Source organism: Micromonospora sp. URMC 105, assembly GCF_051386295.1.
Taxonomy (GTDB): domain Bacteria; phylum Actinomycetota; class Actinomycetes; order Mycobacteriales; family Micromonosporaceae; genus Micromonospora.
Genome location: NZ_JBPQTL010000004.1, coordinates 79,650 through 104,057 on the forward strand (window position 1 = coordinate 79,650; position 24,408 = coordinate 104,057).

21 protein-coding genes are annotated in these 24,408 nt (G+C 74.3%); 13 read left to right on the top strand and 8 right to left on the bottom strand.

Annotated features, from left to right (window positions below; genetic code table 11):
• Positions 1-39 precede the first annotated feature (39 nt).
• Positions 40-441, bottom strand: a complete 402-nt coding sequence (locus tag ACSNN7_RS02660; RefSeq protein WP_436678951.1) for a rhodanese-like domain-containing protein — start codon at positions 439-441, stop codon at positions 40-42.
• 179 nt (positions 442-620) lie between these two features.
• Between ACSNN7_RS02660 and ACSNN7_RS02665 the strand changes: the two genes are divergently transcribed.
• The 4 genes from ACSNN7_RS02665 (at position 621) to ACSNN7_RS02680 (ending at position 4,657) form a co-directional block, all read left to right on the top strand.
• Positions 621-1,325: a uridine kinase family protein gene (locus tag ACSNN7_RS02665; RefSeq protein ID WP_436678892.1), complete on the top strand. Its 705-nt coding sequence runs from the start codon at positions 621-623 to the stop codon at positions 1,323-1,325.
• Between the two features lie 36 nt (positions 1,326-1,361).
• A complete protein-coding gene (locus tag ACSNN7_RS02670) occupies positions 1,362-2,714 on the top strand; it encodes a dipeptidase (RefSeq protein WP_436678952.1) in 1,353 nt (450 codons plus the stop codon).
• Between the two features lie 77 nt (positions 2,715-2,791).
• Complete coding sequence (locus tag ACSNN7_RS02675; RefSeq protein ID WP_425751994.1) at positions 2,792-2,998, top strand: hypothetical protein; 207 nt, start codon at positions 2,792-2,794, stop codon at positions 2,996-2,998.
• Between the two features lie 75 nt (positions 2,999-3,073).
• Positions 3,074-4,657, top strand: a complete 1,584-nt coding sequence (locus tag ACSNN7_RS02680; RefSeq protein ID WP_436678893.1) for an ATP-dependent DNA ligase — start codon at positions 3,074-3,076, stop codon at positions 4,655-4,657.
• Between the two features lie 34 nt (positions 4,658-4,691).
• On the opposite strand, the gene ACSNN7_RS02685 is transcribed toward ACSNN7_RS02680, so the two are convergent.
• Together ACSNN7_RS02685 and ACSNN7_RS02690 are read right to left on the bottom strand one after the other, a co-directional pair.
• The gene (locus ACSNN7_RS02685) at positions 4,692-5,387 is read right to left on the bottom strand and encodes a hypothetical protein (RefSeq protein ID WP_436678894.1); all 696 of its coding nucleotides are present in this window, start codon (positions 5,385-5,387) and stop codon (positions 4,692-4,694) included.
• Between the two features lie 92 nt (positions 5,388-5,479).
• The gene (locus tag ACSNN7_RS02690) at positions 5,480-6,289 is read right to left on the bottom strand and encodes an SURF1 family cytochrome oxidase biogenesis protein (RefSeq protein WP_436678895.1); all 810 of its coding nucleotides are present in this window, start codon (positions 6,287-6,289) and stop codon (positions 5,480-5,482) included.
• Positions 6,290-6,461: 172 nt separating this feature from the next.
• Here ACSNN7_RS02690 and ACSNN7_RS02695 point away from each other — a divergent pair, with 172 nt between their 5' ends.
• Together ACSNN7_RS02695 and ACSNN7_RS02700 are read left to right on the top strand one after the other, a co-directional pair.
• A complete protein-coding gene (locus ACSNN7_RS02695) occupies positions 6,462-7,829 on the top strand; it encodes a cobyrinate a,c-diamide synthase (RefSeq protein ID WP_436678953.1) in 1,368 nt (455 codons plus the stop codon).
• Positions 7,826-8,395 (top strand): GNAT family N-acetyltransferase, encoded by a 570-nt coding sequence (locus ACSNN7_RS02700; RefSeq protein WP_436678896.1) that lies wholly within the window; start codon positions 7,826-7,828, stop codon positions 8,393-8,395. The genes ACSNN7_RS02695 and ACSNN7_RS02700 overlap by 4 nt, the downstream gene beginning before the upstream one ends.
• A 115-nt stretch (positions 8,396-8,510) precedes the next feature.
• On the opposite strand, the gene ACSNN7_RS02705 is transcribed toward ACSNN7_RS02700, so the two are convergent.
• Entirely contained in the window at positions 8,511-10,643 is a 2,133-nt protein-coding gene (locus tag ACSNN7_RS02705; RefSeq protein ID WP_436678897.1) for a transglycosylase domain-containing protein, read from the bottom strand.
• A gap of 133 nt (positions 10,644-10,776) precedes the next feature.
• Between ACSNN7_RS02705 and cobC the strand changes: the two genes are divergently transcribed.
• The 3 genes from cobC (at position 10,777) to cobA (ending at position 14,229) form a co-directional block, all read left to right on the top strand.
• Positions 10,777-11,862, top strand: coding sequence for an Rv2231c family pyridoxal phosphate-dependent protein CobC (gene cobC / locus ACSNN7_RS02710; RefSeq protein WP_436678898.1), 1,086 nt, complete (start codon positions 10,777-10,779; stop codon positions 11,860-11,862).
• Positions 11,862-12,935, top strand: coding sequence for a nicotinate-nucleotide--dimethylbenzimidazole phosphoribosyltransferase (gene cobT / locus ACSNN7_RS02715; protein WP_436678954.1), 1,074 nt, complete (start codon positions 11,862-11,864; stop codon positions 12,933-12,935). Before cobC ends, cobT begins: the two co-directional genes overlap by 1 nt.
• A gap of 67 nt (positions 12,936-13,002) precedes the next feature.
• Positions 13,003-14,229, top strand: a complete 1,227-nt coding sequence (gene cobA, locus ACSNN7_RS02720) for a uroporphyrinogen-III C-methyltransferase (RefSeq protein WP_436678899.1) — start codon at positions 13,003-13,005, stop codon at positions 14,227-14,229.
• 161 nt (positions 14,230-14,390) lie between these two features.
• Here the strand turns inward: cobA and otsB are convergent, their stop codons facing one another.
• Together otsB and ACSNN7_RS02730 are read right to left on the bottom strand one after the other, a co-directional pair.
• Positions 14,391-16,952, bottom strand: coding sequence for a trehalose-phosphatase (gene otsB, locus ACSNN7_RS02725; protein ID WP_436678955.1), 2,562 nt, complete (start codon positions 16,950-16,952; stop codon positions 14,391-14,393).
• 38 nt (positions 16,953-16,990) lie between these two features.
• On the bottom strand, positions 16,991-18,391 hold the full coding sequence (locus ACSNN7_RS02730; protein WP_436678900.1) for an alpha,alpha-trehalose-phosphate synthase (UDP-forming): 1,401 nt from the start codon (positions 18,389-18,391) through the stop codon (positions 16,991-16,993).
• Between the two features lie 374 nt (positions 18,392-18,765).
• Between ACSNN7_RS02730 and ettA the strand changes: the two genes are divergently transcribed.
• The 4 genes from ettA (at position 18,766) to ACSNN7_RS02750 (ending at position 22,304) form a co-directional block, all read left to right on the top strand.
• Positions 18,766-20,442: an energy-dependent translational throttle protein EttA gene (ettA, locus tag ACSNN7_RS02735; RefSeq protein WP_436678901.1), complete on the top strand. Its 1,677-nt coding sequence runs from the start codon at positions 18,766-18,768 to the stop codon at positions 20,440-20,442.
• A gap of 13 nt (positions 20,443-20,455) precedes the next feature.
• The gene (locus ACSNN7_RS02740; RefSeq protein ID WP_436678902.1) at positions 20,456-20,902 is read left to right on the top strand and encodes an acyl-CoA thioesterase; all 447 of its coding nucleotides are present in this window, start codon (positions 20,456-20,458) and stop codon (positions 20,900-20,902) included.
• On the top strand, positions 20,899-21,588 hold the full coding sequence (locus tag ACSNN7_RS02745) for a hypothetical protein (protein ID WP_436678904.1): 690 nt from the start codon (positions 20,899-20,901) through the stop codon (positions 21,586-21,588). The genes ACSNN7_RS02740 and ACSNN7_RS02745 overlap by 4 nt, the downstream gene beginning before the upstream one ends.
• Before the next feature lie 131 nt (positions 21,589-21,719).
• Positions 21,720-22,304 carry a YbjN domain-containing protein gene (locus tag ACSNN7_RS02750; protein ID WP_436678905.1) on the top strand — a complete coding sequence of 195 codons (585 nt, stop codon included), beginning with the start codon at positions 21,720-21,722 and terminating at the stop codon, positions 22,302-22,304.
• A gap of 48 nt (positions 22,305-22,352) precedes the next feature.
• On the opposite strand, the gene ACSNN7_RS02755 is transcribed toward ACSNN7_RS02750, so the two are convergent.
• Both ACSNN7_RS02755 and ACSNN7_RS02760 read right to left on the bottom strand, forming a co-directional pair.
• Positions 22,353-22,781, bottom strand: coding sequence for a globin (locus tag ACSNN7_RS02755; protein WP_436678906.1), 429 nt, complete (start codon positions 22,779-22,781; stop codon positions 22,353-22,355).
• Between the two features lie 63 nt (positions 22,782-22,844).
• Positions 22,845-24,245 (bottom strand): MFS transporter, encoded by a 1,401-nt coding sequence (locus tag ACSNN7_RS02760; protein ID WP_436678907.1) that lies wholly within the window; start codon positions 24,243-24,245, stop codon positions 22,845-22,847.
• Positions 24,246-24,408: the final 163 nt, after the last annotated feature.

Below are 24,408 nucleotides of genomic sequence, written 5' to 3' on the forward strand. Positions count from 1 at the left end.
GGGGCAGGCAGGCGCGGCGCTGCCGGGCCGGCAAGGGGTTCAGGGGCGGATGTCGGCGGGCTCGTCGGAGAGCGGCAGTCCCGCCTCCCGCCACGCCTGCACGCCGCCGATCATGTCGGTCGCGTTGCGCAGCCCCAGCGCCTGCAGGCTCGCCGCCGCCAGGCTGGAGCCGTAGCCGTGCCGGCACACCACGACGATCTCCCGGTCGTACCCGGTCGCCTCGGGGATGCGCCACTCGCTCGCCGGGTCCAGCCGCCACTCCAGCACCGTCCGCTCGATGACGATCGCGCCGGGCAGGTCACCCTGCTCGCGGCGCTGCGGCTCGGTGCGGATGTCGACCAGCAGTGCCCCGGCCCGTACCGCCTCGACCGTCTCCTGCGGACTCAGCCGGCGCAGCCCGGCACGGGCCTGTTCCAGCAGGGCGTCCACGCCCGGACTCATCACGTCATGCAGCACATCCAGATCATGCCGGTCACCACGAGCGACCGGCGGGCGAACGGTCGGGCGGGGGACGGAACCAGGCTCACGGGGGACAACACTGCGATTGCCCGACGGAACCAGGGCCGGCGGCCACCGGGTCGGGCGTCGGCGGCCGTCCGGGCGGCGCTAGCGTCGGCCGGGTGACGGGGGAGCGCGAGGACGCCGGCGAGGGGCCCGGCCGGCCGCGGGTGGCGGTGGTCGAGGCGTACGCGACGGTGGCCCGGCGGCTGCTGGCCCGGCCGGCGCGGCTGGGGCGTACCCGGCTGGTGGCCGTCGACGGGCCCAGCGGCGCGGGCAAGAGCGTCTTCGCCGCCCGCCTCGCGGACGCCCTCGCCGCGCTGCCCGGCGGCGCGCGACCACCGGTCGTGCACACCGACGACCTGCTCGACGGATGGGACGACCAGTTCACCTTCTGGTCCCGGCTGGAGGAGCGGGTGCTGGCGCCGCTGCGGGCCGGGCGACCCGGCGGGTACCAGCGCTACAGCTGGGTGCGGCGCGGCTTCCTGCCCCGGGTGCTGCCGGTGCCGGTGGCACCGGTGCTGCTGGTGGAGGGGGTGAGCGCGGCGCGGGCGGCGATCCGGCCGGAGCTGAGCCTGGCGGTGTTCGTCACCGCCCCGGCGCCGCTGCGGCGGGCCCGGGCGCTGGACCGCGACGGCCCGCAGATCCTGCCCGAGCTGCGCCGCTGGCACGCCGGGGAGCGGGCACACTTCGCCGCCGACCGCACCGCCGCGCACGCGGACCTGGTGGTGGACGGCGCGCCGGCGCTGCCGCACGACGCCGCGCGCTATCTCGTGCGCCACCCGGACAGCTGCGCCGACGCGGCCTCGAAGGGTGCCCGGCGGTAAGGGCGGAATACGATGCCGGTCATGACCACACCGATCATGTCCGAGTCCGAGGTGCGGGCCGCCGTCGAGCGGGAACTGCCCGGTGTCCGTGCCGACCTGGAACGACTCGTCCGCATCCCCGGCATCGCCTTCGAGGGCTTCGACCACTCGCACGTCGAGCGCTCCGCCGAGGCGGTCGCGGAGCTGCTGCGCGGCTGCGGCCTCGACACCCGGATCGTGCGCTCCGGCGGCCAGCCGGCGGTGATCGGGACGAAGCCCGCCCCGCCCGGCGCCCCCACCGTCCTGATGTACGCCCATCACGACGTGCAGCCGGTCGGCGACCTGTCGCTGTGGGAGTCCGACCCGTTCGAGCCGGTCGAGCGGGACGGCCGCCTCTACGGCCGGGGCGCCGCCGACGACAAGGCCGGCATCATGGCGCACGTCGCGGCGCTGCGCGCCTTCGGCGACCGCCTCCCGGTCGGCGTGGTCCTCTTCATCGAGGGCGAGGAGGAGTACGGCTCCGACTCGCTGGAGCAGCTGCTCGCCGAGCACCGCGACGAGATCGCCTCCGACGTGATCGTGATCGCCGACTCCACCAACTGGGACGTCGGCGTGCCGGCGCTGACCACCTCGCTGCGCGGCATCGTCAACTGCTTCGTCGAGGTGCGCACCCTCGATCACGCGGTGCACAGCGGCATGTTCGGCGGTGCGGTGCCGGACGCGCTGACCGCGCTGGTCCGGCTGCTGGCCACCCTGCACGACGACGCCGGTGACGTGGCCGTCGAGGGCCTCATCGGGCGGGAGGGCGCCGTCGTCGACTACCCGGAGGACCGGTTCCGCGCCGAGGCCGGGCTGGTCGAGGGGGCCGCGCTCTTCGGCACCGGCCGGATCACCGACCGGCTCTGGACCAAGCCCGCCCTGGCGGTGCTCGGCGTCGACGCCCCGGCCACCGGCGAGGCGCCGAACGCGCTGGTCCCGTCCGCGAAGGCCAAGCTCAGCGTCCGGCTGGCACCGGGCGACGACCCGAAGCGGGCGTACGCGACGCTCCGCACCCACCTGGAGAAGCACGCCCCGTGGGGTGCCCAGGTGACGGTCACCTTCGAGCACGACGGCGATCCCTGCGTCATCGACGCCTCCGGGCCGATGTTCGACGCCGCCCGGGACGCCTTCCGCAGCGCCTGGGACGGCACCGACCCGGTGGACATCGGCGTCGGCGGCTCCATCCCGTTCATCGCCACCTTCCAGGAGATGTTCCCGCAGGCCGCGATCCTGGTCACCGGCGTGGAGGACCCGCACGCGCGGGCGCACGGCCCGAACGAGAGCCTGCACCTCGGCGAGTTCGCCCGGGTGTGCCTGGCCGAGGCGCTGCTGCTGGCCCGGGTCGCCGAGGCGGGGCGCCAGGCCGGTTAGGTGACGGAGCCGTAACTTCGGGGTCGATGTCGGAGTTTGCGGTGTGTCGGGCGCAGGGCTGTTATAGCCTTTCGAACATGCGTACGAACGACGTGATGACGCGGCTCGAAGCCGCCGTGAGTGCTCTGGGGGACGTCGACGTCTCCGCGTGGCCCGAGGACACGCTCAAGGACCAGCTCGGCGAGCTCTCGGCCGCGCTGGTCGCCCTCGACGGGGTCCTCTCCCGGGTCGCCGACGAGGTCCGCGCCCGGGGCCTGCGCATCGAGGAACCCGTCTCGGCCTGACCCGCGCCGCCCACCAGGTCGGCCCGGGCACGGCAATGCCCGGGTGGTGTCGGAGGTGGCTGGCAGGATGGGGCCGTGCGGTTCCTCGACCTGGCAGCCACCTCCGCGGCCGTCGGCGCCACCAGCGGCCGACGGGCCAAGGTGGAGCTGCTCGCCGCCGCGCTGCGCTCGCTCGACGAGTCCGAGGTGCCGGCCGGCTCCGGTTACCTCTCCGGTGAGCTGCGCCAGCGGCAGACCGGCGTCGGCTGGGCCGCCCTGCGCGACCTCCCCGCACCGGCCGCCGAGCCGACGCTGACCGTGGCCGGCGTGGACGCGGCGATCGACCGGATCGCGGCGGTCCGCGGGCCGGGCTCGCAGGCCCGCCGACGGGAGCTGCTGGGCGCGCTCTTCGCCGCCGCCACCGCCGAGGAGCAGCGACTGCTGGTCGGGCTGTTCAGCGGCGAGCTGCGCCAGGGGGCCCAGGCGGGTCTGCTCGCCGACGCCATCGCCCGGGCCGCCGAGGTGCCGGTGGCCGCCGTCCGCCGCGCCCTGCTGCTCGCCGGCGACCTGCGCGCGGTGGCGGTCGCCGCGCTCTCCGGCGGCGCCGCCGCGCTGGCCGGTTTCGGGCTCCAGGTGGGGCGTCCGCTCGCTCCGATGCTGGCGCAGAGCGCCCCGTCGGTCGACGCGGCGCTCGACGCCACCGGCGTACCGGCGGTGGTGGACGTCAAGCTCGACGGCATCCGGATCCAGGTGCACCGCTCCGGCGGCGACATCGCCGTCTTCACCCGCAGCCTCGACGAGATCACCTTCCGGGTGCCCGAGGTGGTCGCGGCCGTGCGCGCGCTGCCCGCCCGCGAGCTGGTGCTCGACGGCGAGGCGATCGGGCTGGACGCCACCGGCCGGCCGCTGCCTTTCCAGCAGACCTCCAGCCGCGCCGCCCGCCGCACCACGCCCAGCACCACCGGCGCGGCCCCGGTCGCCCCGGCGGTGCTCGCCGCCGCCGAGACGACCGGCCAGACCGTGCTGACGCCGTACTTCTTCGATTTGCTGCACCTCGACGGGGAGGACCTGATCGACCGGCCCGGCCGGCAGCGGTGGGCGGCGCTGGCCGGCGCGGTCGACGAGTCGCTGCTGGTCGGGCGGATGACGGTGGACGACGCCGAGCAGGCCGGCGCGGCCTTCGCCGCCGCGCTCGACGCGGGCCAGGAGGGCGTCGTGGTGAAGGCGCCGGACGCGCCCTACGACGCGGGCCGGCGCGGTGCGGCGTGGGTGAAGGTCAAGCCTCGGCACACCCTCGACCTGGTGGTCCTGGCCGTGGAGTGGGGCAGCGGCCGGCGGCAGGGCTGGCTCTCCAACCTGCACCTCGGCGCACGGGACCCGCACACCGGCGACTTCGTCATGCTCGGCAAGACGTTCAAGGGCCTCACCGACGAGCTGCTGCGCTGGCAGACCGAGCGGTTCCTGGCGCTGGCCGTCGAGCGCGGCGACTGGGTGGTCCGGGTACGCCCCGAGCAGGTGGTCGAGATCGCCTTCGACGGGGTGCAGACCAGTTCCCGCTACCCGGGCGGGATGGCCCTGCGCTTCGCCCGGGTGGTGCGCTACCGGGAGGACAAGACCGCCGCCGAGGCGGACACCATCGACATGGTGCGGGCGATCCACGCCGGGCGAGCCGGCGGCTGAGCCCGCCGGCCGGTGACGCTCGGGCCGCCCGGGATCAGGAGGTCGACAGCGATCGGGCGTAGTTGACCTGGTTGTTGATGTGCTGCACCTGGCCCTGGTCCACCACCGGGATGCGAGCCACGTACTGGTGGGCGCCGTTGACCACCGTCACCTGCACCGTCCCGTGGTGGCGGGTCTCCTTGACCAGCAGGAAGAACAGGCTGAAGAACGTCAGGCAGAAGAAGCCCACGATGGCGCAGACCAGTGCCCAGGTCGCGATCTTCTCCTCCTTCTGCCAGTAGTCCGCCACGTGCCAGGACGCGCCGGCCAGCGGCAGCACCCCGGCCGGCGTCCGGATCACCGGCGGGGTCACCACGATCTCGGCGATCTGCACCGCCACCACCTCCGGCCAGGCCGGGTGGTAACCGGCGGGCGGCAGCGCCGGCGCGGACACCGGCGGGTACGGCCCGGGCCGGATCGCCCCGGGCGGCGCGGAGAACGGCGCGGGCGGCATCGCCGGCGGTGCCGAGAAATGGACCGGCGGCGCGGCGAACTGGGCCGTCACGGGCGGCGCGGAGTGCGGAACCGGCGGCACCGCCGGCAGCGGCGCGGTGGGCGGGGAGTGCGGGGGGAACTGCGCGGTGGGCGGTGCCGGTGGCATGGCGCCCCACGGGTCGTAGGCCGGGGAGGTCGCCGTCACCGGCTCGGCCGTGGGCATCGTGGGGTCAGGGTTCACCGGCTCGTCGATCACGGGCGGACACTACAACGTCCCCCGCTGTCCCGGGAGCCGCCCGAGTGTCCGGTTCCACCCGGCCGGGCAGCGCGCCGGCCGGGCGATCAGGCTCAGGTGACCGGTTCGGCGGCCCGGTCGACCGGCCCCTTCGGCGCGTCCAGCCCCGCCGCGCGCCGGGCCTCCCGCCGGGCGACCCAGCCGTAGCCGAAGAGCGACATCGCGGCGAAGAGCCACCACTGGACGACGTAGCCGAAGTTCTGCCAGTTGTTGGTGTGCCCGATCGGTACCGCGCGGAAGGCCGGATCGTCCGCCGGGGTCTGCTCGTCCAGCAGCAGGTACGCCCCGTGCAGCGGGTACGGCAGCTCGCGGGCGAGCTTGTCGACGGTGACCCGGCGGGTCTCCAGCCGGCCCTCGCGCCGGTCCACGCCGGCCCCGCCGGTCTCGGTGGGGTGCACCCGACCGACCACGGTCACCTCGCCGGTGGGCAGGGCGGGCACCTGCGGCATGGCCATCGCGCCACCCGGCGCGGGCGGGATCCAGCCCCGGTCGACCAGCACGGCCGTGCCGTCGGCCAGCACCAGCGGGGCGAGCACCTCGAAGCCGACCTTGCTCTCGACCGTCCGGCCCCGGACCAGGATCACGTTCGCGGCGTCGTACCGGCCGGTGGCGGTGACCCGGCTCCATTCCGCGCGCTCGGCGGGGGCCGGGCCGACCGAGCCGGCACCGCCGGTGGGCGCGGGCAGCGCCTCGCGCAGCGGCGCGGGGGTGCCCCGGCTGCCGGCGTCGATGCGTTCGTTGACCGCCGTGCGCTGCTCGTAGCGGTCCAGCTGCCAGTTGCCGAGCTGCACCATCACCGCGGCGGCGACCAGGGTCAGCGCGAGGATGCCCAGCCATCGTGGCGTCAGGAGGAACCGGTACACAGCACGAGGCTACCCGTATGACCGTCGCCACTGACCGCGCCGGCCCGGGGCGTCGACCGGTCGGCGGCCGCCACGCGTCGGTGTGGACGGGTATGGTCACGCGAGCGGATTTCCGGTCGTGATCGTCCCGGTCGTCCGCGTACCACCACCCGTCGCCCGCGAGGAGTCGATGATGACCGCCGTGCCGCGCCTCGTGCTCAGCGCGCCGTCCTCCGGACACGGCACCAACGCGCTGGCCATCGGCCTGCTGGCCGCCCTCGCCGACCGGGGCCTGGACGTCGCCGGCTTCAAGGTCGGCCCGGACCACGTCGACGCCGCGTACCTCGGGCTCGCCGCCGGTCGGCCCGGGCGCAACCTCGACGCGCGGCTGGTCGGCGCCGACCGGCTCGGGCCGCTCTTCGCGCACGGCGCCGCCGGCGCCGGCCTGGCCGTGGTGCAGGGCACCATGGGGCTGTACGACTCGGTGGCCGGGCGCCCCGAGGCGGAGTCCACGGCGGCCGTGGCCACCACCCTGCGCAGCCCGGTCGTGCTGGTGGTGGACGTGGCCGCGATGGGGCAGTCGGTGGCCGCCCTGGTGCACGGCTTCCGCTCCTACGACGACCAGCTCTGGTTGGGCGGGGTGATCCTCACCCAGGTCGCGTCGCCCCGGCACGAGGCGATGCTGCGGGCGGCGCTGGACGACGTCGACGTCCCCGTCTACGGCGCGCTGCGCCGGCACGAGCTGCCCCCGGTGCTGCCCGCCCGGCGGCACGGCGTGCTGCCGGTGGTCGGCGGCGACGCCGAGGCGGCCCGCGCGGTGCGGCGCCTCGGCGAGGCGGTGGCCGGCACCGTCGAGCTGGACCGGCTGCTCGCGCTGGCTCGCTCCGCGCCCGCGCTCTCCGTCGAGCCCTGGTCGCCGTCGCCGGCCGTGCCCGTGGAGGGTCGTCCGCTGGTCGCGCTGGCGGGTGGGCCGGGCGGCAGCTACAGCTACGCGGAGACCGCCGAGCTGCTGCGCGCGGCGGGCGCCGAGGTGGTCACCGTCGACCCGCTGCGCGACGAGGCGCTGCCCGCCGGGACCCGCGCGCTGGTCGTCGGCGCCGGCCTGCCCGAGTCGTACGCCGATGAGCTCTCCGCCAACCGCAGGCTCTGCATCGCGGTGGCCGAGCTGGCCCGCACCGGCCGCCCGGTGCTGGCCGAGGGGACGGGCCTGCTCTGGCTGGCCCGCGAGCTGGACGGCCGGCCGATGTGCGGGGTGCTGGACGCGATCGGCGCCAGCCGCGACGGCCTGGTCGTCGGGTACCGGGAGGCGACTGCCCGCACCGCCAGCGTGGTCGCCGAGGCCGGTGCCACGGTGGTCGGCTACAAGCAGCACGGCGCCGTGCTCACGCCCCGGGCCGGCGAGCGCCCGGCGTGGAGCTGGGAGGGCGGGTCACCCGAGGGGTTCGTGTGGCGGGGCGTGCACGCCTCCCAGCTGGGCCTGCACTGGGCGGCCCATCCGGCGATCGCGACCCGGCTGGTGTCGGCGGCCGGGATCGCCGAGGGCGTCGGAGCGCCGGCGTGATCGGGCAGGTGGCGGTGCGCCGCTTTCCGGACCTGACCGTCTCCACCCCGCGGATCGAGGTGCGCCGGCTGGTGGCGGCGGACGCGGACGCGGTCGACGAGGTCTTCGCCGACCGGCAGACCCAGCGCTGGCTGCCGCTGGCCGACGCCACCGGGCAGATCGACGGGCAGGCCTGGTGCACGGACCTGGCCCGGCAGCGGCGCGACAGCGGCGACGGCGACCACTACGCGGTCCTGCGCCGCGAGGACGCCCGGGTGGTCGGCTGCCTCTGGACCCGGCGCACCGACTGGGGCGCCCGGCTCACCGAGGTGTCGTACGCCCTCGCCCCGGACGCCCGCGGGTTCGGGCTGGCCGCCGAGGCGGTGGACGCGCTGGCCATCGCCCTGATCCTGGAGCACGGCTTCCAGCGGGTCGAGCTGCGGGTGGCGCCGGGCAACGTGGCGTCCCGCCGGGTGGCCGAGAAGGCCGGCTTCAGCTACGAGGGCCTGCTGCGCAATGCCGGCTTCGTCCGGGGGGCCCGCGTCGACCTGGAACTCTGGTCCCTGGTCGCCGCCGACCTGCACTGACCCCGGCCGCCGACCTGCAAGGAGTCGGCCACCGCCTGCGAGACGGAAGCGCCGCGTCAGGAACCGCACCGTTCCTGACGCAGCGCTCCCGGTATCCGGGTGGGGCGAGCCGGGCTCACCCCACGATGCGGTCCGACGGTGGGGTGAACTGGCGGGTGGGCGCGCCCTTGAGACCGTCGCGCAGCGTCTGGGCGACCGCGGCGATGGGGATCTGGGACTGGCCGTCGCCCACCGCGTTGAACGGGTTGTCCGGGTCGGCGATGAAGCTCGCCGCCGCCAGCTCGGGCGTGTAGCCGACGAACCAGGCCGTCCGGGTGCTGTCCGTGGTACCGGTCTTGCCGGCCACCGGGCGGCCCACCGTGCCGCGGACGCTGTCCGCCGTGGACCAGCCTCCGCAGTTGCCCTTCGCCGGGGTGTCCCCGGTCGGGCAGCGGGCGGCGTCGGTGGCGGCCCGGGCGGCGTCCGCGCTGACCACCTGGCGGCAGCGCGGCTTGGCCACCTCCCGCTCGATCCCGGACGCCGTCCGGTACGTCGCCGGGGTGCCGTCCCGGTTGGTGATCGACACGACCGGCATCGCCTCGCAGTACCGCCCGTCGGCGGCGATCGCGGCGTACGCGTTGGCCATCTCCAGCGGGGTGGCGTCGGACACGCCCAGGGTGAACGCGCCCCACTTCTTGGCCTTGGCGGGGGAGGCGTGGTCCCGGTCCACGTCGGTACGCCAGCGCAGCCCGAGCTGTTCGGCGAGGCGTACCCCGCGGTCCGCGCCGATCTGCTCCTCCAGCTGCACGAAGTAGGTGTTCACCGACTTGCCGAAGCCGGACCACATGGTCTGCCGGCCGGTCATCGCGCCGCTGGCGTTGGACGGGGACCACCCGTCGTAGACGGCGGACCGGTACCGGTGCGGCGAGTCGTAGGTGGTGGAGAGCGGCAACCCGGCGTCCAGCGCGGCCAGCATCGGGAACATCTTGAACGTCGATCCGGCCTGGTAGCCGGGGAGGCTGCCGCCGCCGAGCAGGGGCGCCACGGTGTTCGGGAAGTTCGCCTTGACGTTGGGGCCGGCCTCCGGGTTGGAGCTGGGCCCGTTCTCGGCCAGGTCCAGCGAGTACGTCCGGTTCACCGCCATCGCCTTGATCCGGCCGGTGCCCGGTTCGGCGACCACGATGCCGTTGGCGAAGGGGCTGCCGACGTTCTCCTTCGCGCCGACGTTCTTCTCCGCCGCCGCCTGGATCTTCGGGTCGAGGCTGAGCACGATCCGGTAGCCGCCCCGGCGCAGCTTGTCCATCCGCTCCAGCCGGTTCTCGCCGAACGCGGGCTGCGCGCTCCACCAGTTCTTCACGTAGTCGCAGGCGAAGCCCCAGGTCTGGTACCGGCTGGGCAGGGAGACGCAGTCGTTCGCCGGGCTGGTGACCCGGGTCCGGATCGGCTCGGACCGGGCCGCCGCGGCGGCGTCCGGCGACAGGTAGCCGAGCTGGGCCATCCGGTCGAGCACGTAGTTGCGGCGCCCGGTGGCGTCCTTCTGGTCCGAGGTGATCGGGTCGTACTCGGAGGGGGACTTGACCAGCCCGGCGAGGGTGGCCGCCTCGACCGGGGTGAGGGTGGCCGGGGTCTTGGAGAAGAAGATCTGCGAGGCGGCGTAGATGCCGTACGCCCGGTGGCCGAAGTACGCCGAGTTCAGGTAGCGCTCCAGGATCTCGTCCTTGGTCAGCTCCTTCTCGATGTCCAGGGCCATCCGCATCTCCCGGACCTTGCGCAGGCTGGTCTGCTGGGTGGCCTCCTGGACCTCCTTCGGGGTGGTGGCGCTGTCCCGCAGGGCCATCCGGACGTACTGCATGGTGAGCGTCGAGGCACCCTGGGAGACGCCGTTGGAGCGGGCGTTCGCCACGAAGGCGCGGGCGACGCCCTTCGGGTCGACGCCGTGGTGCTGGTAGAAGCGGTTGTCCTCGGCGGCGATGATCGCCTGCTGGATGTTCGGCGACATGTCCGACAGCTTCGTGTACTGCCGGTACTCCTCGTAGAACATGGTCAGGATCGTCCTGCCGTCGGGGGCGTAGAGGTACGACGTCTCGGCCGGCAGCGCGGTGCGCAGGATGTTCGTCTTCTGCTCCACGGCGTGGGCGGTGGCCTTGGCGCCGAGGCCGGTGACCGCGGCCAACGGGTAGGCCACGGCGGCGACGACGATGCCGGCGATCAGCCCGGCGCGAAGGAGGGGAACGGAACGACCAGCGGCAGCAAGGGGTCGGTTGCTCACATGGTCAAGTTATGACATTTCCGATTCGGAAATGAGAAGAATTCATAAACGGGCGGGCCTGCTGCCGAGCGGTGACGCGCCCCACGTCGGGATGCGCTGTCCCCTACGGCGGCTTCCCGGCAGGATCACGGACATGCGTGGTCAGCTGATCGAGGTGCCCCTGGGCACCGGGCCGGTGCCCGACCTGGGGCACCACGGGGACGTCGAGGCCACCCCGGGCCTGGTGGACCTGGCCGTCAACGTCCGCCGGGACACCATGCCGGACTGGCTGGCCGACCCGCTGACCGCCTCGCTGGCGGAGCTGGCCGCGTACCCGGACCCCGGGCCCGCCCGCGCGGCCGTCGCGGCCCGGCACGGCCGTCCCCCGGAGGAGGTACTGCTCACCGCCGGTGCCGCCGAGGGCTTCGTGCTGCTGGCCCGCGCGCTGGCCGGGGTACGTCGCCCGGTGGTGGTGCACCCGCAGTTCACCGAGCCGGAGGCGGCGTTGCGCGCCGCCGGCCACCAGGTGGAGCGGGTGCTGCTCGACCCCGCCGACGGCTTCCGGTTCGACCCGGCGCGGGTCCCCGCCGACGCCGACCTGGTCATGATCGGCAACCCGACCAACCCCACCTCCGTCCTGCACCCCGCTGCCGACCTGGCCGCCCTGGCCCGGTCGGGCCGGGTGCTCGTCGTCGACGAGGCGTTCGCCGACACCACCGCAGCCCCCGGCGTGCCCGGCGAGCCCGAGTCGCTGGCCGGCCGGCGCGACCTGCCCGGACTGGTGGTGGTGCGCAGCCTCACCAAGACCTGGGGGCTGGCCGGCCTGCGGATCGGCTACCTGCTCGGCGAGGCCGCGCTGCTGGACCGGCTTGCCGCCGTCCAGCCGCTCTGGGCCGTCTCCACCCCGGCGCTCGCCGCCGCCACCGCCTGCGCGTCGCCCACCGCCGTCGCGGCCGAGCGCGAGATCGCCGCGCGGCTCGCCGCCGACCGCGACCATCTGGTCGCGCGCCTGTCGGCCCTGCCCGGGGTACGCGTCGCGGGCCGCCCGGCCAGCGCCTTCGTCCTGCTGCACCTGGCCGGTGCCGACCGGGTACGGGAGACGCTGCGCGAGCGCGGCTGGGCCGTCCGGCGCGGGGACACCTTCCCCGGCCTGGGGCCGGACTGGTTGCGGGTGGCCGTACGCGATCCGGCGACCACCGACGCGTTCATCGAGGTACTGGCCGAGATCCTGGAGGCATGATGCTGGAGACCACCATCGCGGCGATCGGGCCGCTCGACGAGCCGGCGATGGCCGCCGCGCGCGACCTCCAGGCCCGCCTGACCAAGCCCGCCGGCTCCCTCGGCGCCCTCGAGGATCTCTCCGTACGCCTCGCCGGGCTGGCCGGCGCGTGCCCGCCGCCGCTGCCCGAGCCGGCCGCGGTGGCGATCTTCGCCGGTGACCACGGTGTGCACGCCCAGGGGGTGACTCCCTGGCCGCAGGAGGTCACCGCTCAGATGATCGCCAACTTCCTGGCCGGCGGTGCGGTGGTGAACGCGTTCGCCCGCCAGGCCGGTGCCTCGGTCACCGTGGTCGACGTCGGCGTGGCCACCCCGCTCCCGGTCGACCCGGACGACGCCGGGGCCCTCGGCCCGCGCCTGGTCGCCGCGAACGTCCGCCGGGGCACCCGGGACATGACCGTCACGGCGGCGCTGACTCGGGACGAGGCCCGCGCGGCGCTGGAGACCGGCATCCGGATCGCCGGCGAACTCGTCGACGCCGGGGCGGGCATCCTGCTCACCGGCGACATGGGCATCGGCAACACCACCCCGTCGGCGGCGCTGGTCGCCGCGCTCACCGGCACCGACCCGGCCGAGACCACCGGGCGGGGCACCGGGGTGGACGACGAGACGTACCGGCGCAAGGTCGGCGTGGTGCGGACCGCGCTCGCCCGGCACCGGCCCGACCCGGCCGATCCGCTCGGCGTGCTCGCCGCCGTCGGCGGGCTGGAGCACGCGGCGCTGGCCGGCCTGATCCTCGGTGCCGCCGCTCGCCGCGTCCCGGTGCTGCTGGACGGGGTGATCGCCGCCGGCGCCGCGCTCGTCGCCGCGGCCCTGGCCCCGGCGGCGGTCGGCGCGATGGTCGCCGGGCACCGCTCCGCCGAGCCGGGGGCCACCGTGGCGCTGCGCCACCTCGGCCTGGACCCGCTGATCGACCTCGGCCTGCGCCTCGGCGAGGGCACCGGCGCGCTGCTGGCGCTGCCGGTGGTCACCGGCGCGGTCCGGGTGCTGCACGAGGTCGCCACCTTCGACTCGGCGGGGGTCTCCGAGAAGTGAACGAGCGAGGCATCCGGCCCGGTGGCGGGCCGCCGCGCGCCGCCGCGCAGCCCGGCGGGGTGGCGGCGTGAGCGCCAGCCCGTACCCTCTCGGCCTGCGGCTGACCGGGCGGCGGGTGGTCGTGGTGGGCGGGGGAGCGGTCGCCACCCGGCGGGTGCCGGCGCTGCTGGACGCCGGGGCGGACGTCTTCCTCGTCGCGCCGGAGCTGACCCCCGCGCTGCACGCCCACGTCGACGCCGGCCGGCTGCACTGGGCGCCGCGCCGGTTCGCCCCCGCCGATTTGGACGGCGCCTGGCTGGTCCAGGTCGCCGTGGACGACCCGCTCGCCGCCGCCTCGGTCAGCGCCGCCGCCGCCGAGCGCCGGATCTTCTGCGTCCGGGCCGACGACCGCCTGGCCGCCACCGCGTGGACGCCGGCGGTGACCCGGCACGGGCCGGTCACCGTGGCGGTGTTCGGCGGGGGCGACCCGCGCCGGGCGATGGACGTCCGGGACGCCGTTAGGGAGCTGCTGACCGTCCGCACCGGCCTGGCCGCCGCCGGACGGGGCGCGACGCCGGGGGAGGCCGCGCCCGGGCGGGTGGCGCTGGTGGGGGCCGGTCCGGGCGACCCGGAGCTGATCACCGTCAAGGGCTGGCGGCTGCTCACCGAGGCGGACGTGGTGGTCGCCGACCGGCTGGTGCCGGGGCTGCTCCTGGACGAGCTGCGCCCCGACGTCGAGCTGGTGGACGCCTCCAAGATCCCGTACGGGCCGTCCCGCGCCCAGGAGGAGATCAACCGCATCCTGGTGGACCGGGCACTGGCCGGGAAGGTCGTGGTCCGGCTCAAGGGCGGCGACCCGTACGTCTTCGGCCGGGGCGGCGAGGAGCTGCTGGCCTGCGCCGAGGCGGGCGTACCGGTGACCGTGGTGCCGGGCGTGACCAGCGCGATCGCCGTGCCGGCGGTGGCCGGTGTCCCGGTCACCCACCGGGCGGTGGCCCACGAGTTCACCGTGGTGTCCGGGCACGTCGCGCCGGACTCGCCGGACTCGCTGGTGCGGTGGCCCGCCCTGGCCGGGCTGCGCGGCACCCTGGTCGTCCTGATGGGGCTGAAGAACCTCGCCGCGATCACCGCGACGCTCACCGCGCACGGCAAGGATCCGGCCACCCCGGTCGCCGTGATTCAGGAGGGCACCACCGGCTCCCAGCGCTCGCTGCGCTCCACGCTCGGCGCGGTCGCCGACGACGTGGTCGCCGCTGGCCTGCGCCCCCCGGCCATCGTGGTGATCGGCGACGTGGTCGGCGCCCTCGACACCTGACCCCCTCGGCGCCCCGCGCGCACCCGGCCCCGATTTGCGGCGTGTCGGGGCGTCCGCGCACGGGGAAACCCCGACACGCCGCAAACCGGGGCGAGGGCGTGGGCGGAGACGCGGCGGCGGCCGGGGAGGGATCTCCCCGGCCGCCGTCGTCGCTGCTCAGGTCACTGCTTGAGCATGTTGTCCAGCAGCATCGCGCACTTGATCAGGCCCAGGTGGCTGTACGCCTGCGGGTGGTTGCCCAGGCCGCGCTCGGCGAGCGGGTCGTACTGCTCGGGGAGCAGCCCGGTCGGGCCCGCGGTGTCGACCATCTGCATGAACAGCTCCTCCGCGTCGGTGCGGCGGCCGGTGCGCAGGTACGCCTCGATCAGCCACGCCGTGCAGATGTGGAAGCCGCCCTCCCGGCCCGGCAGGCCGTCGTCCCAGTGGTACCGGTAGACGACCGGGCCGCTGCGCAGGTCCGCCTCGATCTTGAGCACGGTGGAGAGGAAGCGCGGGTCGTCGCCCGGCAGCAGCCCCGACAGGCCGATCCAGAGCGAGGAGGCGTCCATGTCCTCGTCGCCGTACGCGACGCTGTACGCCTCGACCTCCTCGTGCCAGCCGTTGTCGAGCACGTTGGCGCCGATCCGGTCGCGCAGCTCCACCCACTCCGGCCGGTCCTCGCCGCCGTGCTGGCGCATGACGTGCAGCGCCCGGTCGACGGTCATCCAGCACATCACCTTGGAGAAGATGTGGTGCCGCGGGGGGAGGCGGGCCTCCCAGATGCCGTGGTCGGGCTCGTGCCAGCGGCGGCGGACCGCCTCGACCATGTTTTCCAGCACCCGCCACTCGTCGTCGCGCACCGAGCCCCGGGCGTCGGCGACGGCGGCGATCAGGTCCGCGATCGGGCCGAAGACGTCGAGCTGGAGCTGGTGGTTGGCGAGGTTGCCCACCCGGACCGGCCGGGAGCCGGCGTAGCCGGGCAGGGTGTCGATGACCGCCTCGGCACCCAGCTCGTAGCCGTCGACCGTGTAGAGCGGGTGCAGCCGCTCCGGGTGGCCGCCGGTGCGCTCGATGCAGCCGTCCACCCAGCGCAGCAGCGCCTCCGCCTCCTCGATGGAGCCGAGGTCGACCAGCGCGCGGGCGGTCATCGCCGCGTCCCGCAGCCAGCAGTAGCGGTAGTCCCAGTTCCGGACGCCGCCCAGCTCCTCCGGCAGCGAGGTGGTCGCCGCGGCCAGGATCGAGCCGGTCGCCTCGTGGCAGAGGCCGCGCAGCGTGAGCGCGCTCCGGGCGACCAGCTCACGGGCGGTGGTCGGCAGCCGCAGCGAGGCCACCCAGTCCTTCCACGGCTGCTCGGCCCTGGCCTGGCGCTCGTGGATCGGGACGGCGTGGTGCTCCAGGCTGTGGGTGCCGAAGCGCAGCTCCAGCACCACCTGACCGCCGGCCGCGGAGAGGTCAACCACCGCGTGGGCGGTCTCGTAGCCGCCGTCGTTGGTGACGTCCCACTCGACGCCGGGGGCGTAGAGCGCGGCCGGCTCGTTGGAGCCGAGCACCAGCAGCCCGTCGTCCATCGGCTGGAGCTGGACGGCGACCTGGCCGAACTCCGGGCGCGGGGCGAAGTCGATGCGGGCCTTGCCGGAGCCGGTCAGCACCCGGACCAGGGTCGAGTCGCCGGTGATGATCGCCGGGCCGTCGGGGGTGGTCTCCCGGGCCGGCAGGTCGAGCCAGTCGGTGACGGTGAGCCCGGACCAGCGGGTCTCCACGGTCATGGTGCCGCTGCGGTAGCGCTGCCCGAGCGGGATGCCACCGCGCTCCGGCCCCACTGTGAAGTGGCCGGCGGGGCTGCCGCCGACCAGGTCGGCGAAGATCGCCGCCGAGTCCGGCTTGGGGTGACAGAGCCAGCTCACCTTGGCCTCGGGCGTGAGCAGGGCGACCGTCCGGCCGTTGGCGAGCATCGAGTGCCGCTCGATCGGGACGGCCCGCTCGCCGAAGAGCCAGTGCCGGCGGGTCTCCAGCAGCAGGCCCAGGGCCCGGGCCGCGTCGAGCGGCTCGGCCACCCGGAAGTGGGCCTGGGTGTCCCCGGGGCCGATCTTGATGCCGATGTCCGGCCCGTGCAGGTTGCCGAAGGCGTTCTCGTCGGTGACGTCGTCGCCGATGAAGAGCACGGCACTGGCCGAGAGCTGGGTACGCAGCTGGTCGACGGCGGTGCCCTTGTGGGTGGCGACCACCGACAGCTCGATGACCTCCTTGCCCTGGGTGACCGTGACGTCGCCCCACTTCGCGGGCCCGTTGCGGACCGCCTCGATGGCCGCCGCCGCGACCTGCGGGTCGACCCCGCGGGTGTGCATGGCGATGCTGGCCGGCTTGCGCTCCAACCGGACGCCCGGGTGGGCCGCGGCGATCTCGCGCAGCGCGTCGCGCAGCCGGGTGCGGACGGCGACCAGCTCGGGGGAGAGCCGCTCGACGAAACCGATGTCGAACTCGGAGCCGTGGCTGCCGACCAGGTGGACCTCACTGGGCAGCCGGGAGAGCGCGGCCAGGTCGCGCAGCGCGCGACCGGAGACCACCGCGACGGTGGTCTGCGGCAGCGCGGCGAGCGCGCGGACCGCAGCGACCGACTCCGGCAGCGGCACGGCCTTGCTCGGGTCCTCCACGATCGGCGCGAGCGTGCCGTCGTAGTCGCAGGCGACCAGGAGCTGGGGGACCCGGGCGATCCGCCCGATCGCCGCGCGCAGCTCCGGGTCCATCGTCCCGGCGGCGGGGGTCAGGATGTCGGTGGGGGCGTTCACGCGGCCTCCGCCCCGGGAGCACCGAGCTCGGTGAGGAACGATTTCGCCCAGTGCCCCACGTCGTGGGCGCGCAGATGACGTTGCATGATCCGCATGCGTCGACGGGCCTCCGGCTTCTCCACGTGTACGGCCCGCAGCAGGGCGTCCTTGACCGCGTCCGGGTCGTGCGGGTTGCACAGGAATGCCTGACGCAGCTCGGTGGCCGCGCCGGCGAACTCGCTGAGCACGAGCGCGCCGCCCTGGTCGGCGCGCGATGCCACGTACTCCTTGGCCACCAGATTCATTCCGTCTCGCAGGGGGGTCACCATCATCACGTCGGCCGCGACGTACATCGCGGCCAGTTCGGAGCGACTGTACGACTGATGCAGATAATGCACCGCGGGCACGCCCACCCGTCCGAATTCGCCATTTATCCGACCAACCTCGCGTTCCACCTTGACGCGAAGTGCCTGGTAGTGCTCCACCCGCTCGCGGCTCGGCGTCGCGACCTGCACCATGACCGCGTCCGGCACTGTCAGCTTTCCGTCAGCGAGCAGTTCCCGGAACGCCTTGAGCCGCAGCTCGATGCCCTTGGTGTAGTCGAGCCGGTCGACTCCCAGGATGATCGTCTTCGGGTTGCCCAGCTCCTCGCGGATCTGCTTGGCCCGGGCCTGGATCGCCGGGTCGGCGGCCATCCGCTCCATCTCCTGGGTGTCGATCGAGATGGGGAAGGCGCCGGCCTTCACCTGCCGGCCGTCCACCTGGATCATCTGGCCCTCGTAGCGCAGGCCGAGCAGGTGCCGGGCCAGCCGGACGAAGTTCTGCGCGGCCAGCCGCTGCTGGAAGCCGACCAGGTCGGCACCGAGCAGCCCGCGCAGGATCTCGGTGCGGAACGGCATCTGCATGAACAGCTCGATCGGCGGGAACGGGATGTGCAGGAAGAAGCCGATCTTCAGGTCCGGCCGCAGCTCGCGCAGCATCGCCGGGACCAGCTGGAGCTGGTAGTCCTGCACCCAGACCGTGGCGCCCTCGGCCGCGACGTCCGCCGCGGCCTCCGCGAACCGCGCGTTGACCAGCCGGTACGCCTCGCGCCAGCGCCGCTTGTACGCCGGGGTCTCGACCGCGTCGTGGTAGAGCGGCCAGATGGTGGCGTTGGACTGGCCCTCGTAGTAGCGCTCCAGCTCCTCGGCGCTCAGCGGCACCGGGTGCAGGCCGATGCCCTCCAGGTCGAACGGTTCGGGGGCGGCCCCGGTGCCCCCGGCCCAGCCGACCCAGGTGCCCTGGTGCTCGACGAGGACGGGGTGCAGCGCGGTCACCAGCCCGCCCGGGCTGCGTCGCCACTGCCGTCCCTCGGGTGTGCTCACCTCGTCGACCGGCAATCGGTTCGCCACAACGACAAAGGAGCTACGGACGGTCACGATCGGCCACCTCCGGGTACTGACGGGTCCACCGCGCTGAGCGTACTGAGCGTAGCTGCGGCCTCTGGCACCCTGTGCCGGAGTCTCCTACCCGTCCCACGGTCGCTGAACCGTCCTCGTGATCATGGTGACAGCCCCTGCTGACCGGCCGGGAATCGGCCGTACCCCGGCCCGCCGGAGAGTCCGCCGTCCCGCCGGGACGCGACCCGCGGCGTACTGCTCGGGCGGGGTGATGTGGGCGCAGCGCGCCGTACCTGTCAGGATTGACGACGGCGTGCGCGCGGCCGGCTCCCGGCCGGCGGCGGCGGGTGGAGGTCGCAGCCCGCGCCGTGCCCGCCAATCGGCGACAGCAACCGACGGAGGTAGCCCGCACCGTGGCCCAGTTCATCTACGTCCTGGAAAAGGCGCGCAAGGCGCACGGCGACAAGGTCGTGCTCGACAACGTGACGCTGAACTTCCTGCCGGGGGCCAAGATCGGTGTGGTCGGCCCGAACGGCGCCGGTAAGTCGAGCCTGCTCAAGATCATGGCAGGCTGGGACCGGCCGAGCAACGGCGAGGCCCGGCTGATGCCCGGCTACACCGTCGGCATGCTCGCCCAGGAGCCCCCGCTCAACGACGCCAAGACCGTCCTCGGCAACGTCGAGGAGGCGGTCGCCGAGACCAAGGCCAAGCTGGAGCGGTTCAACAAGATCGCCGAGCTGATGGCGACGGACTACTCCGACGAGCTGATGGAGGAGATGGGCAAGCTCCAGGAGGAGCTGGACCACCTCGACGCCTGGGACATCGACTCCAAGCTCGAACTGGCCATGGACGCGCTGCGCTGCCCGCCGCCGGACGCCGACGTCACCCAGCTCTCCGGTGGTGAGCGCCGCCGGGTCGCGCTCTGCAAGCTGCTGCTGGAGGCCCCCGACCTGCTGCTGCTCGACGAGCCCACCAACCACCTGGACGCGGAGAGCGTGCAGTGGCTGGAGCAGCACCTGGCCAAGTACGCCGGCACCGTCGTCGCCATCACGCACGACCGGTACTTCCTCGACAACGTGGCCAACTGGATCCTGGAGCTGGACCGCGGCCGGGCCTACCCCTACGAGGGCAACTACTCCACCTACCTGGAGAAGAAGGCCGCCCGGCTGGCCGTCGAGGGTCGCCGCGACGCCAAGATGAAGAAGCGCCTCTCCGAGGAGCTGGAGTGGGTCCGCTCCAACGCCAAGGCCCGGCAGACCAAGTCCAAGGCCCGGCTCGACCGGTACGACGAGATGGCCGCCGAGGCGGAGAAGACCCGGAAGCTGGACTTCGAGGAGATCCAGATCCCGCCGGGCCCGCGGCTGGGCAGCACGGTCATCGAGGCCCACAGCCTGAGCAAGGGCTTCGGCGAGCGGCTGCTGATCGACGGCCTGTCGTTCTCGCTGCCGCGCAACGGCATCGTCGGCATCATCGGCCCGAACGGCGTCGGCAAGACCACCCTGTTCAAGACCATCGTCGGGTTGGAGCAGCCGACCGGTGGCGAGGTCAAGGTCGGCCCCACCGTCTCGCTGTCGTACGTCGACCAGGCCCGGCAGGGCCTCGACGGCGACAAGACCGTCTGGGAGGTCGTCTCCGACGGGCTGGACCACCTCATGGTGGGCAAGGTCGAGATGCCGTCCCGGGCGTACATCGCCGCGTTCGGTTTCAAGGGGCCGGACCAGCAGAAGCCGACCAAGGTGCTCTCCGGCGGCGAGCGCAACCGGCTCAACCTGGCGCTGACGCTGAAGATCGGCGGCAACGTCATCCTGCTCGACGAGCCGACCAACGACCTGGACGTGGAGACGCTCTCCAGCCTGGAGAACGCGCTGCTGGAGTTCCCCGGCTGCGCCGTGGTCATCTCCCACGACCGGATGTTCCTGGACCGGGTCGCCACGCACATCCTGGCCTGGGAGGGCGACGACGAGAACCCCTCCAAGTGGTTCTGGTTCGAGGGCAACTTCGAGGCGTACGAGAAGAACAAGGTCGACCGGCTCGGCGCCGAGGCGGCCCGCCCGCACCGGGTGACCTACCGCAAGCTCACCCGTGACTGACCGGTGCTGACCCTTGTCTGACCGGTTCGTCTACCACTGCACGCTGCGCTGGTCCGACCTGGACGCGTACGGCCACGTCAACAACTCGCGCTTCCTCACCCTCTACGAGGAGGCGCGGGTGGCGTTGATGTTCGCCGGCGGCCGGGCGTGGGGGGTGGGCTCGTTCGCCGACGGGGTGGTCATCCGTCGGCACGAGGTCGACTACCTGCGCCCGGTCGACTACGCGCTGGGCCGGGCCACCGCGGAGGCGGCCCCCACGGTCCGGATCGAACTCTGGGTGGAGGAGATCCGGGCGTCGAGGTTCACCGTCGCCTACGAGCTGTACGACGGCGACGTGCTGGCCAGTACCGCCCGCTCGGTGCTGGTGCCGTTCGACCTGGAGGCCAAGCGGCCCCGCCGCATCACCTCCGACGAGCACGCCTTCCTGCTCGCGTACGCGCCCGCGGGCGGGGCGGCGTGAGTGGCGCGCCCGTCGTGACGCCGGGGCACGGGCTGGACGGGGTCGCCGACGCGGGCGCCTTCCTGGCCCGGCTGGTCCGCTTCGACCCGGCCACCGTGGTCCGGCTCCGTCCGGCCGCCGGAGCCGGGCGTACCGCGCTCTGGGCCCGGCTCCCCTGGGACGTGCTGGTGGTCCGCACGGTGGCCGGCGCCGGGCCGGGTGACGTCACGGTGGCCGCCGCCGACCTGCTGGCCGAGCTGGCGTCCGCCGGTGGGGCGCTGCCGGGCCGGCGGGACGACCGGTGGCGCTGGCCGCTGCCGCCGGCGGCGAGCCGACGGGTGGAGACGCTGCCCGCCGGAGAGCTGCGGCGGATCGCCGAGGCGGCGGCGGGCACCCTGCGCACCGCCGCCACCGAGGGTGTGGGCGGCCGTGCGGTGGGTCAGCGGGTGCTGCGCGACGCGCTGCTGGACCACGTGGCCGTGGTGGTCACCCCGGACGACCCGCCGGGGGAGCCGGTCGAGGTGACCCAGCGCCTGGTCCAGGGCCTGGTCAGGATGGGTTTCCTCGGGCCGGCCGACGCCCCGGGCGAGGTCCAGGTACGCGTGGCGGGCCGCTGGGTCGGCCTGGTGGGACCGTACGGAGCGGCCTGGTCGCGCAAGGTTTCGGTGCTGGCGATCCGGCCGGTGAAGGATCATCCGAACGGATGACCCACGGTCATTCTTCTGGCCTGGGGCTGTCGTTGGGGGGGTGCTTCAACCCGGCTGTCCGGGTACCGTCCATCCTCGGATCCAACGCACCGTAGGCGTTCGGATCCGCTGGGGAGTGAGGTGCGCGAGCGATGCCGTGGTGGTCATGGCGCCCTGGTCCCGCCGCTGGCGGCGACCCGGAAACTCGAACCGGGATCACAGTGGACAGCACCGTCCGGGTCGGACCACCGTCCCCCCGGCAGCCGGGGGACGACTGCCCGTCCGCCGACCGGCCCGTGATCACGGACATGCCGGTCAGCGTGGAGCCGGTCACCCTGCGCCGGGTCTGTGAGGCTCTGGACCTGCTCGACGTGCGGTATCTGGCCGACGGCGACGGGAATCTGCTGGCCATGTGGGAGCGGCACGCGGTGCTGGTCACCCTGGAGGGCCCCGAGGACGAGATCCTGGTGATGCGGGCCCGTCCACACGCCACGGTGCCGCCGGACTGGGCGGACCGGGCCTACCGGGTGGTCAACGAGTGGAACCACACCCGCCGGTTCTGCAAGGCGTACATCGGCGACCCCACCGAGCGGGGCCAGCTGCCGATCTACGCCGAGCTCCAGGTGCCGCTCGGCGCCGGCACCCACGACGCGCTCCTGGTCGAGATGCTCGACTGCGGCGCGGCCGTGGCGACCACCTTCGTGGACTGGCTGCACGACGAGGGCGCGCTGCTCTGAGCCGACGGTCGACGGCCGGCGCGGGCCGGTCGCGACCGCTGCGGCGCCTCAGGCGTCCCCGGCCGGGTCCTCCATCACGTTGACCATGAAGTACGCGGCGCGCTCGAGGTAGTCCCAGAGCGCCTTGGCGATCTCCGGCGGCAGGTCCAGCCGGTCGACCGCCCGCCGCATATGGTGCAGCCAGGCGTCCCGCTCGGCCGCGCCGATCCGGTACGGCGCGTGCCGCATCCGCAGCCGAGGGTGCCCGCGCTGGGCGGAGTAGGTGTTCGGGCCGCCCCAGTACTGCATCAGGAAGAGCGTCATCCGGTCGGCGGCCGGCCCGAGGTCCTCCTCCGGGTACAACGGGCGCAGCAGCGGGTCGGTGGCGACGCCGGCGTAGAACTCGTCGACCAGCTTGCGGAAGGTGGGTTCGCCGCCGACCGCCTCGAAGAGGGTCACCGACGCACCGGGCCGGTCGGACTCAGCTGCGGGATTCACCGTTCCATCCTGCCAGGTGCCCCGGCGCGCCGACCGCCGCGGACCGGCCGGGACGGCTGCCGATCACGTCACAGCGTGGCTGTGGCGGCTCCGCTCGCCGGGGCGGCCGTCCGCCGCCCGGCCGGCGCGGGGCCGGGGAGCGTGCGCCGCGTCACGGGCCGCGTCACGGGCTGCGGCGTCGTCCTGGTTGGCCCGGTCGGCCGCCGCGACGGCCGCGTCGATGGTCGCCGCGTCCGGCCAGCGCAGGGCCGTGAAGAGCATCAGCAGTACGCCCGCCGCGCTCCACAGGCCGACCACCAGCGGAATGGAGAAGCGGTCCGCGAGCAGCCCGGTGACCAGCACCGAGGCGCCCTGGATCACCTGCATGCCGGTGGCCATCACGCCGAAGGCGCGGGCCCGGTAGCCGTTGGGCAGGGCCCGGACGAAGAGCCCGTTGGCCGTCGGGAGCAGGCCGGCGACGGCGAAACCGCAGGCGGCCGCGAGCAGGGCCACCACCACCGGCGGTGGATCGAGGAGCGTGGGCACCAGCACCAGCGGGGCGATCAGCGCCAGCGGCCGCATCAGGGCGAGCCGGCGGGCCGGCGCGACCGCCCGGCCCACCACCAGCCCGCCGAGGATGAACCCGACCGGGTTCGCGGCCATGATGACGGCCTGCGCGACGCCGCTGTCCAGCCCGTCGCCGGAGCTCTCGCCGGCCCAGGCGGCGGCCAGCCCCTCGGGGACGATCGAGAAGAGCATGGCGCTGAAGACCAGCACGGCGATGGCCCGCAGGACCGGGGTGCCGAAGACGATCTGGAAGCCCTGCCCGGTCTCGCGCAGCAGGTGGCTGCGGTGCGCGGCGGTCATCGCCGGCTCCCGGTCGCGGACGCCGAAGCGGGTCAGCGCGGCGGAGACGGCGAAGGTGGCCGCGTTGATCAGCAGCGCGACGGTCGGGTTCACCGCCGCCACCGCGGCGCCGAGGAGGTACCCGACCACCTGCGCGGCCTGGGCGGAGCTGGCGTTCAGCGACAGGCCGAGGACCAGCCGGTCCCCGGTGAGGATGGCCGGCATGAGCGCGGACCGGGCGGCCTGGCTGGGCGGGTTGGCCAGCGTGGTGGCGAAGAGCAGCGCCAGGATCACCCACACCGGCACGCCCGGCACGGCGATCAGCGCCATCAGCGCCATCCGGATCAGGTCGCAGACCACCATGACCTGCCGGTAGCGGTAGCGCTCGGCGAGCGCCGCCAGCAGCGGCCCGCCGACGAGCCAGGGCAGGTAGCTGACCGCGAACGCGGCGGCGGAGAGGGCGATCGACTCGCTCTGCCGGTAGACCAGCACGGTGACCGCGGCCTTGGCCACGTAGTCGCCCACCCAGGAGAACATGGTGGCCGCGAAGACCGCCCGGTACTCGGACTGGCCGAACACCTCCCGGAATGTGGCCGGCCCGTCCGGAGAGGGTCGCTCGTCGGACACCGTCGCCTCCATCGTGCCCCGCGAGCGGCCACTCGTGACGGCCTGACGGGACCCCGTCGTCAGAACTACGGATCAGCGAGGACATGATCACGCTCCGGCGGGAGCGCGTGCACCGGATTCTGCCCGATCGTCTGACAACTGGCTAGGGCGAACGGATTGGTCGTCGCATCTCCGA